Raw genomic sequence first — 14599 nt, 5'->3', positions numbered from 1 at the left:
TCGCGTATGTCTGCTGCCGAACCGGGTATGTTCCTCGGAATGTCGGTCACCCAGCCCCTTCTCGCCGAGCGCTACCGACTTATCCGGTCGCTCGGCCAGGGTGGCATGGGCCGCGTCTGGTTGGCGCGAGACGAGGTGCTGCACCGCGACGTCGCCATCAAAGAGGTCGTTCCGCCGGAGGGGCTCACTCCGCAGGAGCGCGAGGAGATGCGCACGCGAACGATGCGCGAGGCGCGTACGGCCGCCCGGCTCAACCACTCCAGCGTCGTCCGGGTCTACGACATCGTCCAGACCGATATGCATCCGTGGATCGTCATGGAGTACGTGCCGTCCCGGTCGCTGCACCAGGTGATCAACGAGGACGGACCGCTGCCGTCCAACCGCGTCGCGCAGATCGGGCTGCAGGTCCTCGGTGCGCTGCGCGCCGCCCACCGGGCCGGCGTGCTGCACCGCGATGTCAAGCCCAGCAACGTGCTGCTCACCGACGACGGGCGGGTGGTGCTGACCGACTTCGGGCTCGCGACGATGCCCGGCGAGGCGTCAGTGACCAGGCCGGGCATCGTGCTCGGCTCCCCGGCGTACATCGCGCCCGAACGGGCCCGCCAGGGCCACGCCGGTCCCGAGTCCGACCTGTGGTCGCTCGGTGCGACGCTGTACGCCGCGGTGGAGGGCAGCTCGCCGTTCCAGCGGTCGTCGGCCATCGAGACGCTGACCGCGCTCGTCACCGAGGAGGCGCCTCCGGCCCGGCACGCCGGTCTGTTGCGTCCGGTCCTGAGTGGACTGTTACACAAGGACCCGGCGGACCGCATCGACGCGGAGAAGGCCGAGAAGCTGCTGCGCCGGGCGGCCGGCGGTGGGTTCGCCTCCCGACTGCGGTCGGTGTCGAAGCCCCACACCGACGCGCCCGTGACGCCGGTTTCGGACCCCGCCTCGCCGGCGGTCGGTACCGCGGCGCCCATCTCGCCTGCCGCGCCCATCTCGCCTGCCGCGCCGGTTGCGCCTGCCGCGCCGGTTGCGCCTCCCGCTGGGGAGCCGGAGCCGAAGGCTGAATCGGAGCCGGCGCCGAATCTTGCGCCGGTCCCAGGCTCCACCGAGCCGACGACGGTCGTCCGCTCGGGGTCCGATGAGCCGACCGGGTCGGTGCCGGCCGAGCGCGGCACCCTCGTCGGGGCCGTACGGCGGCGCCCCTGGGTGCTCGTCGCCGCCGCGGTCGTCGTGCTGCTGGTCGTGGCGCTCATCGCGCTGACGCGCGGTGGCGACGGCGCGAACAAGGCGCAGAACGGGCCCGCGCCGACCCACAAACCGTCGGACAGTCACCCGACCGCGGCGCCCGGATCGCCGTCCAACGGGCAGACCGCACAGCCCGCGACCGGCCAGCCGGAGACGCCGGCCGGCACGCCGCCGCAGTCCACCCCGACCGGTCCGCAGCTACCGGCGGGCTGGCACACGTACACCGACCCGACCGGTTTCAGCGTCGCCGTTCCGGAGGCGTGGGCCGTTTCGCGCGAAGGCACGATGGTGTACTTCCGCGACCCGAGCAGCGGCATCGTCTTCGGGGTCGACCAGACCGACAAGCCGGCCCAGGACCCGGTCGCCGACTGGCAGCGGCAGGAGAGTGAACGGGCCGGCAGCTTCTACCGGGGCTACCTGCGCATCCGGATCGAGGCCGTGAAGTACTTCGTCTCCTGCGCGGACTGGGAGTTCACCTACGACCAGAACGGCACCCGGGCGCACGTCATCAACCGTGGGTTCGTGACCTCGGACCACCAGGCGTACGCGATCTGGTGGTCCACGCCGGAGTCGAACTGGCAGGACAATCTCAAGTACTTCGAGCTGGTCACGAGCACGTTCAAGCCGAAGCCCTGACGGGGTCGCCCCGCCAGGGCTTCGGTTGTCACAGCGGGATGTTGCCGTGCTTCTTCGGCGGCAGCGTCTCGCGCTTGGTGCGCAGGACCCGCAGGCCCTTCACGACCTGTGCCCGCGTCGCCGACGGTGGGATGACGGCGTCCACATATCCACGTTCAGCCGCGACGTAAGGGTTGGCCAGCGTGTCCTCGTACTCCTGGATCAGCTCCGCCCGCAGGGCCACCGGGTCGTCGGCGTCCTTCAGCTCCTGGCGGTACAGGATGTTGACGGCGCCCTGAGCACCCATGACGGCGATCTGCGCGGTCGGCCAGGCGAAGTTGAGGTCGGCGCCGAGGTGCTTGGAGCCCATGACGTCGTACGCACCGCCGTACGCCTTCCGCGTGATGACCGTGACCTTCGGTACCGTCGCCTCGGCGTACGCGTAGATCAGTTTGGCGCCGCGGCGGATGATGCCCTCCCACTCCTGGCCGGTGCCGGGGAGGAACCCGGGCACGTCCACGAACGTGAGAATCGGCAGGTTGAACGCGTCGCAGGTGCGAACGAAGCGGGCCGCCTTCTCACTGGCGGCGATGTCGAGGCAGCCGGCGAAGTGCATCGGCTGGTTGGCCACGACGCCGACCGGGCGCCCCTCGACGCGGCCGAAGCCGACGATGATGTTCTGCGCGTACAGCGGCTGCACCTCGAGGAAGTCCTCGACGACGTGCTCGATCACCTGGTGCATGTCGTACGGCTGGTTCGCCGAGTCGGGGATCAGCGTGTCGAGGGCGAGATCTTCCTCGGTCACCTCCAGGTCCGCCTGCTCGTCGATCACCGGCGGCTCGTCGAGGTTGTTCGACGGCAGGTACGACAGGAGCGCCTTGACGTACTCGATGGCGTCTTCCTCGTCGCTGGCCAGGTAGTGGGCGTTGCCGCTCTTGGAGTTGTGCGTACGCGCGCCGCCCAGGTCCTCCATGGCGACGTCTTCGCCGGTCACGGTCTTGATGACGTCGGGCCCGGTGATGAACATGTGGCTGGTCTGGTCGACCATGACGGTGAAGTCCGTGACGGCCGGGGAGTAGACGGCCCCACCCGCGCACGGTCCCATGATCAGTGAGATCTGGGGGATGACGCCGCTCGCCCGGACGTTGCGGAAGAAGATCTCGCCGTAGAGGCCGAGGGAGGCGACGCCTTCCTGGATGCGGGCGCCGCCGGAGTCGTTGATGCCGATGACCGGGCAGCCCGTCTTCATCGCCAGGTCCATGACCTTGACGATCTTCTCGCCGAAGACCTCGCCGAGCGAACCGCCGAAGACGGTGAAGTCCTGGGCGAACACGCACACCTGGCGGCCGTCGATCGTCCCGTACCCGGTGACGACGCCGTCGCCGTAGGGCCTGGTCTTGTCCAGCCCGAAGTTGGTGCTGCGGTGCCTCGCGAACTCGTCCAGTTCGACGAACGAACCTTCATCGAGCAGCATCTCGATCCGCTCTCTGGCGGTCTTCTTGCCTCGGGCATGCTGTTTTTCCACCGCTCTGGCGGAACCGGCGTGTACCGCCTCGTCGATGCGCCGGCTGAGATCGGCGACCTTGCCAGCAGTGGTGTGGATGTCAGCGGTCAGCTCTGCGGTCACGTCGTGATCGTAGCGAGCTAGGCGGGCGATGTGCTGTGACATAGGTCAGTGGTTGGCTTTCCACGTAGTGGGGCCCTCATGACGTGGAAAGCCAACCAGATCATCATCGTGCTCGGGGAATAGGCTGACCGGATGAGCCAGAGCCCGTACACCGACCTCGAGCGCCCACCGCTGAGCCAGCGGGCGCTGCGCCGGGCTCTGGTCGTACCGAATGGTCTGTGGACCGATGTCCGGGTCGTCGCCGAGACCGGCTCGACCAACTCGGATCTTGCGAAAGCGGCCCGTGACGGAGCGCCGGAAGGGCTGGTACTGGTAGCCGAGCGCCAGACCACCGGGCGTGGCCGGCTGGGGCGGTTGTGGACGTCGCCGCCGCGCGCGGGCCTGACCTTGAGCGTGCTCCTCCGCCCGGTGGGGGTCGACATCACGCGGTTCGGCTGGCTGCCGCTGCTCGCCGGGGTGGCGCTGACCGAGGCGGTCCGCCGGATCGCTGAGGTGGACGCGGTCCTGAAATGGCCCAACGACCTGCTCGTGGACGAGCGCAAGTGCGCTGGGATCCTCGCCGAGGCGATCCCGCCACCGGCCGGCCCGGCCGTGGTGATCGGGGTAGGGCTGAACACGACGCTGCGCGAGCACGAACTGCCTCGCCCCGACGCCACGTCGCTGGCGCTGGCCGGTGCCGTCTGTGCCGATCGCGCCCCGATTCTCCACGCGTTTCTGCGCTCGCTCGCGGCCTGGTATGAGCGGTGGCGCGACGCGGGTGGAGACCCAGATGCGAGCGGGTTGCGGGAGGCGTACGCGTTCCACTGTGCGACGTTGGGCCGGGAGGTGCTCGTCCATCTACCGGACGGGTCGCAGGTGCGTGGCCGCGCCGACGGAGTGGACATTGACGGCCGTATCGTCGTCGAGAGTCAGGCCTTCGCCGCCGCGGACGTCGTGCATCTGCGCTGACAGTGGTCTTCGGACGTGACCCGGTAACCTGCACTTCGCAGTTCGGAAGCACCTCTTCGTTCTTCATCCACAATCTGGATGGCCCTTGACGGAGGGTCCAGGTTAGCCTCGCGGCGAATTGCGGAATTGAATTCCCAGGAGGTCGCGGTGGGCTTTCCGGAAAGTGTGCTGACAAAAGACGAGCAGATCGTGTTACATCTGCATCCGCACTGGAAAGCGCTGATCCGGCCGCTTTTGGTGGTGATCGTGTCAGTTGTCGCCATCGTCGTGGCGGTGGCTGCCCTCCCCGCCATTGCGGTTTACGTCATCGTGGTGCTGGCACTGGTCGCCGTCGCGACCCTGGCCTGCTGGCCCTGGCTGGTGTGGCGTACGACCCATTACGTGTTCACCAACGAGCGCGTGATCATGCGTACCGGCGTCTTCTCCCGCTCGGGGCGGGACATTCCGCTCGGGAGGGTCAACGACGTGTCGTTCTCGCACGGTCTGGTGGACCGGATTCTGGGCTGCGGAACGCTGACGATCGAGTCGGCGGGGGAGCGCGGCCAGGTGGTGCTCACCGACATCCCGCGCGTGGAGCGGACCCAGAGCGTGCTGTACGAGCTGGTGGAGGCCGACCACGCCAGGCACACGTTCGACGACTCCGACCGCGATGCGATCGTGGAGAACGTCAGGGACGACGAGCGCTAGGAGTTTCTGCAGGCGTCAGTGCGTGCGGTCCGGTACCGGGACGGGCGCGCCCTCGGCGGGCGCGACGATTGCGGTCTCGATCACGGTGTCCGCCGGCGCGTCCTTGAACACGAAGGTGCGGTAGGTCCAGAACCGGAACAGGGTCGCGATGCAGATGCAGACGACGGTCGCAACGTTGAACGCCAGCCGGTGCGGCCGCTCGCTCAGGCCGAAGCCGTACTTCAGCAGGCCGGTGCCGGCGGACTGGATGAGCAACCCGACCATGTTGACCGCGAAGAACAGCGTGTACTCGCGGCGCATCGCGCGCCGCGGGCGGTTCTTGTACGTCCAGTGCCGATTGGCCAGGTAGGCGAGGTAGGTCGTCACCAACGTGGCGATGATCGTTGCCTTGACCGCGCCGATGAAGATCAGCCCGTTGAAGATGGCGAAGTAGAGAAAGAGGTTCGCCAGGCCGATCGTGGTGAAAGCGATGGCCTCGGGAGCCATGTGCTGCAGCCGCTGGGGCAAGAATCGGACAAGGCGCACTTGGTCACCTTACGTCAGGTGTCAAGTTCTTGCCTTTCGGCCCATATCGCCGCGAACCGCGTCGCCCCTCATCAACGTCGGCGCGGTCGGTGACGCTGTGTACCCGAAAGACGAACCGCCGGTAGGACCAGAAGCGGAACAGGGTGCCGCCGGCCATGCCGACGACGTTGGCGCTGATGATGTCGGCGAGCTCGGTCGTGAAGACCGGCCAGACCCGGCCCAGCAGGTAGTGGCTCACGCCCAGGCAGGCGAGGCCGATGCCCAGGCCGACGATGTTGAAGAGGAAGTAGAGGCTGTACTCCCGGTGAAGACCGGAGCGGGGTCGGTCGCGCCAGGTCCAGTACCGGTTGCCGAGGAACGCGACCGTGGCGGCGACCGCCGTCGACAGGGTCTTGGCGAGAAACGGGTTGACGTCGGCGGACAGGGCGAGCTTCAGGAGCGTGGTGTCCAGGACGTACGTGAGCCCGCCGACGATGCCGAACTTGCCCAGCTCGTGAACGAGGCCCCGGAAGCGCGCGAGGAGTCCGCGGAGGCCATGCGCGGGCGTGGCAGCCGACGGGGTGACGTCAGTGGCCGACTCCGGAACTCCGGTGTCCGGCTGATCGGACCCTACGCGGGATGCGCCATGCACCGGCCGAGCGTACGACATCCTGCCCCGGCGCCGGTGCTGTCACCCGATGGGCGCAGGCGGGTCTTTGATTAATGGAAGCTGATGTAAGTGATCGCGCCGCTGTCGGCGCCGTTCGCCCCGGCTCTCCGGCAACGCCAACAACTATTGCGTGAAACTGCGTAATGACTGCGATAAACGCACTCAATTGCGCGGCACTCCGTAAAATTTCGATTGCTTGTGCAGTTTTTCACAAGTCACCCCGATGCCCTGGCGTGGCTGCAGGTTTAACCTGAGGTCAACTTCCCGTACCCAATTTTTTGCATCGTCCCGTAAGCCCCCACGGGTCATCGGTGCCTTATTCGGGTACAGGTCAGAGTCGACCGCAAGGAGATGAACGATGAGTGCTCCGGCCACCGTCCCGGGGCTCGACCGGGCCCCGACCTCCCACCCACGGCTGCTGCGCTGGGTACACGAAGTAGCCGAGCTGACGACTCCCGACCGAGTGGTCTGGTGCGACGGATCCGACGCCGAGTGGCAGCGCCTGACCGATGAACTCGTCGAGGCCGGCACCCTGGTACGCCTCAACGACGAGAAAAAGCCGAACTCGTTCTGGGCGAGAACGGATCCGTCGGACGTTGCCCGAGTGGAAGAGCGAACGTTCATCTGCTCGGTCGACGAGGCCGATGCCGGGCCTACCAACAACTGGATGGCCCCGGCCGAGATGAAGCGCCTCATGACGGAGCTGTACCGCGGCTCCATGCGCGGCCGCACGATGTACGTCATCCCGTTCTGCATGGGCCCCCTCAACGCCGCCAACCCGATGTTCGGCGTGGAGATCACCGACAGCGCGTACGTCGTCGCGAGCATGCGGATCATGACCCGCATGGGTACGAAGGTGCTCGAGGCCATGGGCGACGACGCCGAGTTCGTACCGGCGTTGCACTCGATCGGCGCGCCGCTGGAGCCGGGCCAGCAGGACGTGGCCTGGCCGTGCAGCGAGACCAAGTACATCTCGCACTTCCCGGAGACCCGTGAGATCTGGAGCTACGGCTCCGGGTACGGCGGCAACTCGCTGCTGGGCAAGAAGTGCTACTCGCTGCGCATCGCCAGCGTCATGGCGCGCGACGAGGGCTGGCTCGCCGAGCACATGCTGATCCTCAAGCTCACCAGCCCCGAGCAGAAGGTCTACTACGTGGCGGCGGCGTTCCCGAGCGCCTGCGGCAAGACCAACCTCGCGATGCTGGAGCCCACGATCCCGGGTTGGAAGGTCGAGACGCTCGGCGACGACATCGCCTGGATGCGCTTCGGCGACGACGGCCGCCTGTACGCCGTCAACCCGGAGTACGGCCTGTTCGGTGTCGCTCCCGGCACCGACTGGAAGACCAACCCCAACGCGATGCGCACCCTCGACCAGGGCAACTCGGTCTTCACCAACGTGGCGCTGACCGACGACGGTGACATCTGGTGGGAGGGCATGGGTGAGCCGCCGGCCCACCTGACCGACTGGAAGGGCCGCGACTGGACGCCCGACTCGGGCGAGCTGTCGTCGCACCCCAACAGCCGCTTCTGCACCCCGATCACGCAGTGCCCGATCCTCGCTGACGAGTACGAGGACCCGAAGGGCGTGCCGATCTCGGCGATCCTGTTCGGCGGCCGCCGCAAGACCACCATCCCGCTGGTGAGCGAGGCGCGCGACTGGACGCACGGCGTGTACCTGGGCGCGACGCTGTCGTCCGAGACCACGGCCGCCGCGGTCGGCCAGGTCGGCGTCGTCCGGCGCGACCCGATGGCGATGCTGCCGTTCATCGGCTACCACGGTGCCGACTACTTCGCCCACTGGATCGAGATGGGCAAGGGCAAGGATGGTGCCGGCGACCCGTCGCTGCTGCCGAAGATCTTCTACGTCAACTGGTTCCGTCGGGGTGACGACGGCCGCTTCCTGTGGCCGGGCTTCGGCGAGAACTCCCGCGTGCTGAAGTGGGTCGTCGAGCGCCTCGAGGGCCGGGCCGAGGCGGTGGAGACGCCGATCGGCTACGTGCCGACGCCGGACGCCATCGACACCGACGGGCTGGACCTCTCCGCCGCCGACCTGGCCGAGGTGCTGCGGGTTGACCCGGAAGAGTGGAAGCCCGAGATCCCACAGGTTACCGAGTGGTTCGCGAAGTTCGGGGACAAGCTGCCGGGCGTACTCTGGGCTGAGCTGGACGCGTTGAAGGCCCGTCTCGGCGTGGAGTAGCAGCGGTTGTCGCTACGGCAGGCGTCCGGCGCGTTGTGAACACGACGTGACGGGCGCCTGTGCCTTTTGTGGCGGGTCTCGTCGCCGATGCGGAAGGTGGATACTCTGCTCGCCGTGGGCCTGCGTGACCTGATCTACTCCATCTACGAACGGCGCCTGGCGGCCAAGCTGGTCGGCAAGCCGCATCCTCGGCACGTCGGCGTCATGTGCGACGGCAATCGGCGCTGGGCCCGGGAGATGGGCTTCCTCGATCCCAACGACGGGCACCGGGTCGGCGCGGCCCGCATCCGGGAGTTGCTGCGCTGGTGCGACCTGGCGGAGGTCGAGCACGTCACGCTGTGGCTGCTGTCCACCGACAACCTCAGCCGGCCGGCCAGCGAGCTGGAACCGCTCCTTCAGATCATCGAGAACCTGGCGACGGAGCTGGCCGGGGACGGTAACCCGTGGCGGCTGCACATGGTCGGCGTGCTCGACATGCTCCCCGCGACGCTGGCCGAGTCACTGAAGGCGGCCGAAGAGCGGACCATCGGTCGCACCGGCGGCGCGCAGGTGAACATCGCGGTTGGGTACGGGGGCCGGCGCGAGATCGTTGACGCGGTCCGCTCGCTGCTGTTCGAGGCGGCGAAGGCCGGGCGGTCGATGGAGGAGCTGGCGGAGACGCTCGAAGTCGACGACATCGGCGAGCACCTGTACACCAAGGGCCAGCCGGACCCGGACCTGATCATCCGTACGAGTGGCGAGCAGCGACTGTCCGGGTTCATGCTCTGGCAGAGCGCCCACTCCGAGTTCTACTTCTGCGACGCGTACTGGCCCGGATTCCGTCGGGTCGACTTCCTCCGGGCCCTGCGCGCGTACGCCAGCCGCGAGCGCCGTTACGGCTCCTGAGCCGTTACGGCTTGTCGCGGCGGGGGAGCAGGGTAAGCGCCTCCCGCAGGAACGCGGGTACCGCAGCCGGCCCTTCCAGGTGCAGGTCGGCCGCGGCGGCCACCTCGGCACCCGTCTCCGGGTTTCGCACGGCCACCCGTACTCCGAGGAAGTTCGGGTCCGCGGCCTCGCGGACGGCCAGCGCCCGGAACGCGGCGAGGTCGCCCAGGTCGTCCCCGAAGTACCAGGCGCAGGAGAAGTCCTCGATCTCCTCGGCGACGACGCTGCCCTTGTCCCGCTGGACCGACGGCTTCAACTCGATCACCATCCGGCCCTCCTGCTCGCGCAGGCCGTGCCGGCTCGCCTGGTCCTGTGCCCAGGCGTGCACCGCGTCCCGCAGTTCCGGAGCCGACCGGTAGTGCAGCGCCACGGACAGTCGCTTGAACTCCACCAGTACCTCGTCGGGCAGTTCGCGCTCGGCGCGCCGGGCCAGTTCGGTCATCAGGTCGGCGAACGGCAGGGCCGGCGGGTAGGTGATGGTCTTGCCGGGAACGTACTGGCTCTCCAGCCCGTACAGGCCGTGCAGGGTCAGCGGAACGTCGGGGAACCGGCTGCGCAGGAAGTCCACCGGCCGCGCGGACACCAGGCTCACGCGCCGGACGCGGGCGGCCAGTTCGGAGATCGCCTCCAGGACGCCCGGCGTGACCTGGACGGCGTTGGGATCGTCCTGGATCGGCGCGAGGGTGCCGTCGAAGTCGAAGAAGAACACGCAGTTGTCCGCGCGCTCGGCGGTGGCCTTGAGCGCCGCTGTGGGGGACAGCGGGGCCTGCTGGCCTGATGGTTCCTGGGCCGTGTCGAGGGGAGGCATGCCCTTCAGCCTAGGAGGGCGTATCTGGGCAACACCTCCCATCCCGGGTGAGTGTGTAATGAACCCTCGGTGTGTCACGGCTAGCCGAAACTGCGGACTCCGCCTACCTTCTCTGGTGTGGGCCGGGGTCTTCCCGGGCCACCCGGGAGGCCCGGAACCGCGCGTACGCTGCCACGGGGCCCACACCCGACCCCGTGCCGGGCACCGGATGGTTGCCGCACGTGGGCACCGGGGTGACGCCCACCGGGAGTTGCCTCGTGACTGAGCGTCCGCGCACCGCCAAGAGCGCTTCGACTTCGACCCGCCGCAGATCCGCTACCTCCCGTCGTACGGTGGCCACCGGCCCTGACGACGGGGGCGGACCAGCGCTTCGCACTTTCGTCCTCGACACCTCCGTGCTGCTCTCCGACCCCGGTGCGTACCTGCGCTTCGCCGAGCACGAGGTCGTCATCCCGCTGGTCGTGATCTCCGAGCTGGAAGGTAAGCGCCACCACCCGGAGCTCGGCTACTTCGCCCGCCGTTCGCTGCGCTTCCTCGACGAGCTGAGGGTCAAGCACGGACGGCTCGACGAGGCGCTGCCGGTGACCGACGCGGGCGGCACGCTGCGGGTGGAGCTCAACCACTCGGATCCGGGAATCCTGCCGCCGGGCTTCCGCGCCGAGACGAACGACGCCCGCATCCTGTCGGTCGCGCTCGGGCTCTCGCATGAGGGGGGCGACGTGACCCTGGTGACCAAGGACATGCCGCTGCGGGTCAAGGCGGCCGCGGTGGGGTTGGCGACCGACGAGTACCGCCACGGCCAGGTGGCCGACCCGACCTGGACCGGCATGGCGGAGTTGGAGATCTCCGCCGAACAGGTGGCCCAGCTGTACGCGGGGGAGGCGCTGGAGTTGGACGGCGCCGGCGACCTGCCGTGCCACACCGGCCTGGTGCTGCACTCGAGCAACGGATCGGCGCTGGGCCGGGTCGGGCCGGACAAGTCGGTGCGGCTGGTACGCGGCGACCGGGAGGCGTTCGGCGTACGGGGACGCTCAGCGGAGCAGCGCATCGCGCTGGACGTGCTGCTGGACGAGTCGGTGGGGATCGTGTCGCTGGGCGGGCGCGCGGGCACCGGCAAATCCGCCCTGGCGCTGTGCGCCGGGCTTGAGCAGGTGATGGAGCGGCGTAAGTACAAGAAGGTCCTCGTGTTCCGCCCGCTGTACGCGGTGGGCGGTCAGGAGCTGGGCTACCTGCCGGGCAACGAGGCCGAGAAGATGTCGCCGTGGGGTCAGGCCGTCTACGACACCCTCGGTGCGCTGGTGCACGAGAACGTCATGGAGGAGGTCGCGGCGCGGGGCATGCTCGAGGTGCTGCCGTTGACGCACATCCGGGGCCGGAGCCTGCACGACGCGTTCGTGATCGTGGACGAGGCCCAGTCGCTGGAGCGGGGCGTGCTGCTGACGGTGCTCTCCCGGATCGGTCAGAACTCCCGGGTGGTGCTCACGCACGACGTGGCCCAGCGGGACAACCTGCGGGTCGGGCGGCACGACGGCATCGCGGCCGTCATCGAGGCGCTGAAGGGGCATCCGATGTTCGCCCACGTCACCCTGACCCGGTCGGAGCGCTCGCCGATCGCGGAGGTCATCACGGATCTGCTGGAGGACCTGCCCTTTGCGCGGTAATTTGCCCGATTCTTGACGTGAGGTCAGTCACAAACTCGCGCCGCCGCTTAGCCCTCTGGCTCGATCTAGGTCAGGGTACCCGTCGGTGCACGACATCGAGTTCTGGTGATGGTGGCTCCTGCCGGGGTCGGCCGATCGGTCACGATTCGTCCGTTTCGGCCGGTGATAGTGCCTGGCGGAGCCACGCCGGCGGTAGCGTGCCCGTAGTTGTCCCCGACGAAGGGAACCGTAAGTGGTCCGGCCGTGGCACCGGGTCGGTGTGTTTCGGATGCTCTCCGTCGCCATGCTCCTTCTGGGCGTGGTGGCCGGGGCGCAGCTGAGCGCCGCCCGCCAGTCCCAGGAACGGATCCTCCGAGCGGCCCACACCGCTCAGCCTGCGCAGGAAGACCTGCGCGCCGCGGCCGAGCGGGATCGGATCTCCGCCGTCTCGCGGGCGGCTCAGCGGGAGGCGCAGGCCAAGGCGGACGCCGCCGCATCCGTGGCCGCCGACCAGGCGAAGGCGGCGCAGAGTCCGAGCGCGAAGGCGCAGGCCAGGCCCAGCGCCAGCGCGAGCGCCAAGGCGTCCCCGTCGCCGTTCGGGCCGATCCCGGCCTCCTGTTCGGAGTACAGCGGGAACGTCGCGATCGGGTGCGCGCTGATGTTGGACGCCGGCTACGGACTGGACCAGATGCCGTGCCTGAACAACCTGTGGCAGAAGGAGAGCGGCTGGCGGACGAGCGCCGGGAACGCCTCGACCGGCGCCTACGGCATCCCGCAGGCCCTCCCGGGTTCGAAGATGGCCGCGTACGGCGCGGACTGGCGGACCAACCCGGCGACGCAGATCAAATGGGGCCTCAACTACATCAAGACCAAGTACAAGACCCCGTGCGGCGCCTGGTCCACCTTCCGGGCCAAGGGCTACTACTGACCAGTAGTCGAATACCGGTTCGCTGGTAGCGGTCTGCCTACGGAACTGGTAACACGGGTTGTGTGACGACAGACGAGGCACCTTCGTCGATTTCCCGTACGCGCGAGCGTGATCCGCGGTCGTTCGGCGGCGACGCGTTCTACTCCTCGATCGGCCGTGCGTTCGTGGCGATGTGCGCGTTCGTACCCGTGCTGTTCGGGATCCAACTGCTCGACAACCTGACCGCCCATCGTCTGCGGCGCGACGGCGGGGTGCAGCCGCACACCCTCCAGGGCCTCGACGGCGTCGTCCTGGCGCCGTTCCTGCACGCGAGCTTCGAGCACGTCACGGCTAACAGCGTGCCGCTGATCCTGCTCGGTACGTTCGTCCTCGCGGCGGGCACCCGGCGGTTCCTCGCGGCCACGGCCTTCATCGCCGTGGCCAGCGGGCTCGGGGTGTGGTTCATCGGCGACCCCCGAACGGTCGTCGTGGGGGCCAGCGGCGTCATCTTCGGCTACTTCGGACTGCTGGTGGTGCGCGGCGTCGTCGAGCGCTCCTGGTGGAACATCGCGGTCGCGCTGCTGATCGGTCTGCTGTACGGCTGGCAACTGGTCGGCGTGCTGCCCGGCGTCGACTCCACGATCTCCTGGCAGGGGCACCTGTGTGGGCTTGTCGGCGGCATGGTCGCGGCGGTGCTCTTTCGGCGCCGGCGACCGCGTGCACGCGCGCAGGTGCCGGCCAGTGGGGAGGAGGGCGCGCTGAGCCTGCCTGTTTCCTGAAATCGCGCTAAAGCGCAGGTGAGGTCCATTGCCGGCGGGGAAGGGTGGTCGTACGTTCATGGCAACCCGCCGCCTTGCGAGGAGCTGTCTAATGCGCGAGATCGACGTGGCCATTGTGGGTGCCGGCCCCACCGGGCTGTTCGCCGCGTACTACGCGGGGTTCCGCGGCCTGTCCGTGGCTGTGATCGACGCGCTGCCCGAGCCGGGTGGTCAGGTCTCAGCGATGTACCCGGAAAAAGTGATCTACGACGTGGCGGGGTTCCCCGCGGTCAAGGGCCGTGAGCTGGTCGCGAACCTGGTCGAACAGGCCGCCGCGTTCAATCCGGATTACCTGCTCGGTGCCCGGGCCGAGGAATTGACCTACGTGGACGGGAAGCCGGTGCTCACCCTGTCGACGGGCGAGGTGCTGCAGTGCGGCGCCATCATCGTCACTGGCGGTATGGGTAGTTTCACCGCCCGACCGCTGCCCGCGGCGGCCGGATTCAGCGGTGCGGGGATTGTCTACTTCGTACCTCGGCTCGCCGAGCTCGCCGGTCATGACGTGGTCATCGTCGGGGGTGGTGACTCGGCGTTCGACTGGGCGCTGTCGCTCCAGCCGATCGCCAATTCGATCACCCTGGTGCATCGCCGGGACAAGTTCCGCGCCCACCCCGGCACCGTCGCCCGGGTCCAGGGGCTGGGGATCCCCCTGATCGTCAACGCCGAGGTGTCCAAGATCCGGGGCAACGAGCGCGTCGAGGGCGTGGACGTGACCCTCCGGGGTGGCGAGACCCGGGAGTTGTGCGCCGACACCATCGTGGCGGCCCTGGGGTTCACCGCCGACCTCGGGCCGCTCGCCACCTGGGGCTTCGACCTCGCCAGGCGCAACATTCTGGTGAACACCACGATGGCGACCAACCTGCCGCGCGTCTACGCCGCCGGGGACATCAGCGAGTACCCGGGGAAGGTCCGTCTCATCGCCACCGGCTTCGGCGAGGCGGCGACCGCCGTCAACAACGCGGCGGTGGAGATCAACCCGGGCGCGCATCTGTTCCCCGGTCACTCATCCGAGAACGGCTGAGTG

General features: G+C 68.5%; 13 protein-coding genes. 9 read left to right on the top strand and 4 right to left on the bottom strand.

Annotated elements, in window-relative coordinates; all coding sequences use genetic code 11:
• Nucleotides 1-6 precede the first annotated feature (6 nt).
• Nucleotides 7-1866, top strand: coding sequence for a serine/threonine-protein kinase (locus HC028_RS02920; RefSeq protein ID WP_373313812.1), 1860 nt, complete (start codon nt 7-9; stop codon nt 1864-1866).
• A 28-nt stretch (nt 1867-1894) separates the two neighbouring features.
• On the opposite strand, the gene HC028_RS02915 is transcribed toward HC028_RS02920, so the two are convergent.
• Nucleotides 1895-3514, bottom strand: coding sequence for an acyl-CoA carboxylase subunit beta (locus HC028_RS02915; RefSeq protein WP_168072446.1), 1620 nt, complete (start codon nt 3512-3514; stop codon nt 1895-1897).
• A 90-nt stretch (nt 3515-3604) separates the two neighbouring features.
• Here HC028_RS02915 and HC028_RS02910 point away from each other — a divergent pair, with 90 nt between their 5' ends.
• Both HC028_RS02910 and HC028_RS02905 read left to right on the top strand, forming a co-directional pair.
• Nucleotides 3605-4420: a biotin--[acetyl-CoA-carboxylase] ligase gene (locus HC028_RS02910; protein ID WP_168072444.1), complete on the top strand. Its 816-nt coding sequence runs from the start codon at nt 3605-3607 to the stop codon at nt 4418-4420.
• A 246-nt stretch (nt 4421-4666) separates the two neighbouring features.
• A complete protein-coding gene (locus HC028_RS02905; protein ID WP_420850154.1) occupies nt 4667-5107 on the top strand; it encodes a PH domain-containing protein in 441 nt (146 codons plus the stop codon).
• A 15-nt stretch (nt 5108-5122) separates the two neighbouring features.
• Here HC028_RS02905 and HC028_RS02900 read toward each other — a convergent pair whose 3' ends face one another.
• Nucleotides 5123-5632, bottom strand: coding sequence for a GtrA family protein (locus HC028_RS02900; RefSeq protein WP_168072439.1), 510 nt, complete (start codon nt 5630-5632; stop codon nt 5123-5125).
• A gap of 4 nt (nt 5633-5636) precedes the next feature.
• Nucleotides 5637-6263 (bottom strand): GtrA family protein, encoded by a 627-nt coding sequence (locus HC028_RS02895; protein WP_239075278.1) that lies wholly within the window; start codon nt 6261-6263, stop codon nt 5637-5639.
• Nucleotides 6264-6639: 376 nt separating this feature from the next.
• Here HC028_RS02895 and HC028_RS02890 point away from each other — a divergent pair, with 376 nt between their 5' ends.
• Together HC028_RS02890 and HC028_RS02885 are read left to right on the top strand one after the other, a co-directional pair.
• Nucleotides 6640-8478: a phosphoenolpyruvate carboxykinase (GTP) gene (locus tag HC028_RS02890; RefSeq protein WP_168072435.1), complete on the top strand. Its 1839-nt coding sequence runs from the start codon at nt 6640-6642 to the stop codon at nt 8476-8478.
• A gap of 114 nt (nt 8479-8592) precedes the next feature.
• A complete protein-coding gene (locus tag HC028_RS02885) occupies nt 8593-9363 on the top strand; it encodes an isoprenyl transferase (protein ID WP_168073321.1) in 771 nt (256 codons plus the stop codon).
• Between the two features lie 4 nt (nt 9364-9367).
• Here the strand turns inward: HC028_RS02885 and otsB are convergent, their stop codons facing one another.
• Entirely contained in the window at nt 9368-10210 is an 843-nt protein-coding gene (gene otsB / locus HC028_RS02880) for a trehalose-phosphatase (RefSeq protein ID WP_168072433.1), read from the bottom strand.
• A 257-nt stretch (nt 10211-10467) separates the two neighbouring features.
• On the opposite strand from otsB, the gene HC028_RS02875 reads away from it, so the two are divergent.
• The 4 genes from HC028_RS02875 to HC028_RS02860 all read left to right on the top strand — a co-directional run bounded on the left by HC028_RS02875 (nt 10468) and on the right by HC028_RS02860 (nt 14596).
• Nucleotides 10468-11871, top strand: coding sequence for a PhoH family protein (locus tag HC028_RS02875; protein WP_168072423.1), 1404 nt, complete (start codon nt 10468-10470; stop codon nt 11869-11871).
• Between the two features lie 268 nt (nt 11872-12139).
• On the top strand, nt 12140-12778 hold the full coding sequence (locus HC028_RS02870) for an aggregation-promoting factor C-terminal-like domain-containing protein (protein ID WP_239075276.1): 639 nt from the start codon (nt 12140-12142) through the stop codon (nt 12776-12778).
• A 62-nt stretch (nt 12779-12840) separates the two neighbouring features.
• Complete coding sequence (locus HC028_RS02865; RefSeq protein WP_373313811.1) at nt 12841-13536, top strand: rhomboid family intramembrane serine protease; 696 nt, start codon at nt 12841-12843, stop codon at nt 13534-13536.
• 91 nt (nt 13537-13627) lie between these two features.
• A complete protein-coding gene (locus HC028_RS02860; RefSeq protein WP_168072421.1) occupies nt 13628-14596 on the top strand; it encodes an NAD(P)/FAD-dependent oxidoreductase in 969 nt (322 codons plus the stop codon).
• The last annotated feature ends 3 nt before the right edge of the window (nt 14597-14599 follow it).

The sequence above is a fragment of the Planosporangium flavigriseum genome, assembly GCF_011947225.1.
Classification (GTDB): domain Bacteria; phylum Actinomycetota; class Actinomycetes; order Mycobacteriales; family Micromonosporaceae; genus Planosporangium; species Planosporangium flavigriseum.
This window is presented reverse-complemented; position numbering and strand designations above follow the sequence as displayed.

Coding starts and splice junctions, on each gene's coding strand:
- HC028_RS02920 (WP_373313812.1), top strand. CDS start 7: ATGTCTGCTGCCGAACCGGGTATGTTCCTCGGAATGTCGGTCACCCAG.
- HC028_RS02915 (WP_168072446.1), bottom strand. CDS start 3,514: ATGTCACAGCACATCGCCCGCCTAGCTCGCTACGATCACGACGTGACC.
- HC028_RS02910 (WP_168072444.1), top strand. CDS start 3,605: ATGAGCCAGAGCCCGTACACCGACCTCGAGCGCCCACCGCTGAGCCAG.
- HC028_RS02890 (WP_168072435.1), top strand. CDS start 6,640: ATGAGTGCTCCGGCCACCGTCCCGGGGCTCGACCGGGCCCCGACCTCC.
- otsB (WP_168072433.1), bottom strand. CDS start 10,210: ATGCCTCCCCTCGACACGGCCCAGGAACCATCAGGCCAGCAGGCCCCG.
- HC028_RS02870 (WP_239075276.1), top strand. CDS start 12,140: ATGCTCTCCGTCGCCATGCTCCTTCTGGGCGTGGTGGCCGGGGCGCAG.
- HC028_RS02860 (WP_168072421.1), top strand. CDS start 13,628: ATGCGCGAGATCGACGTGGCCATTGTGGGTGCCGGCCCCACCGGGCTG.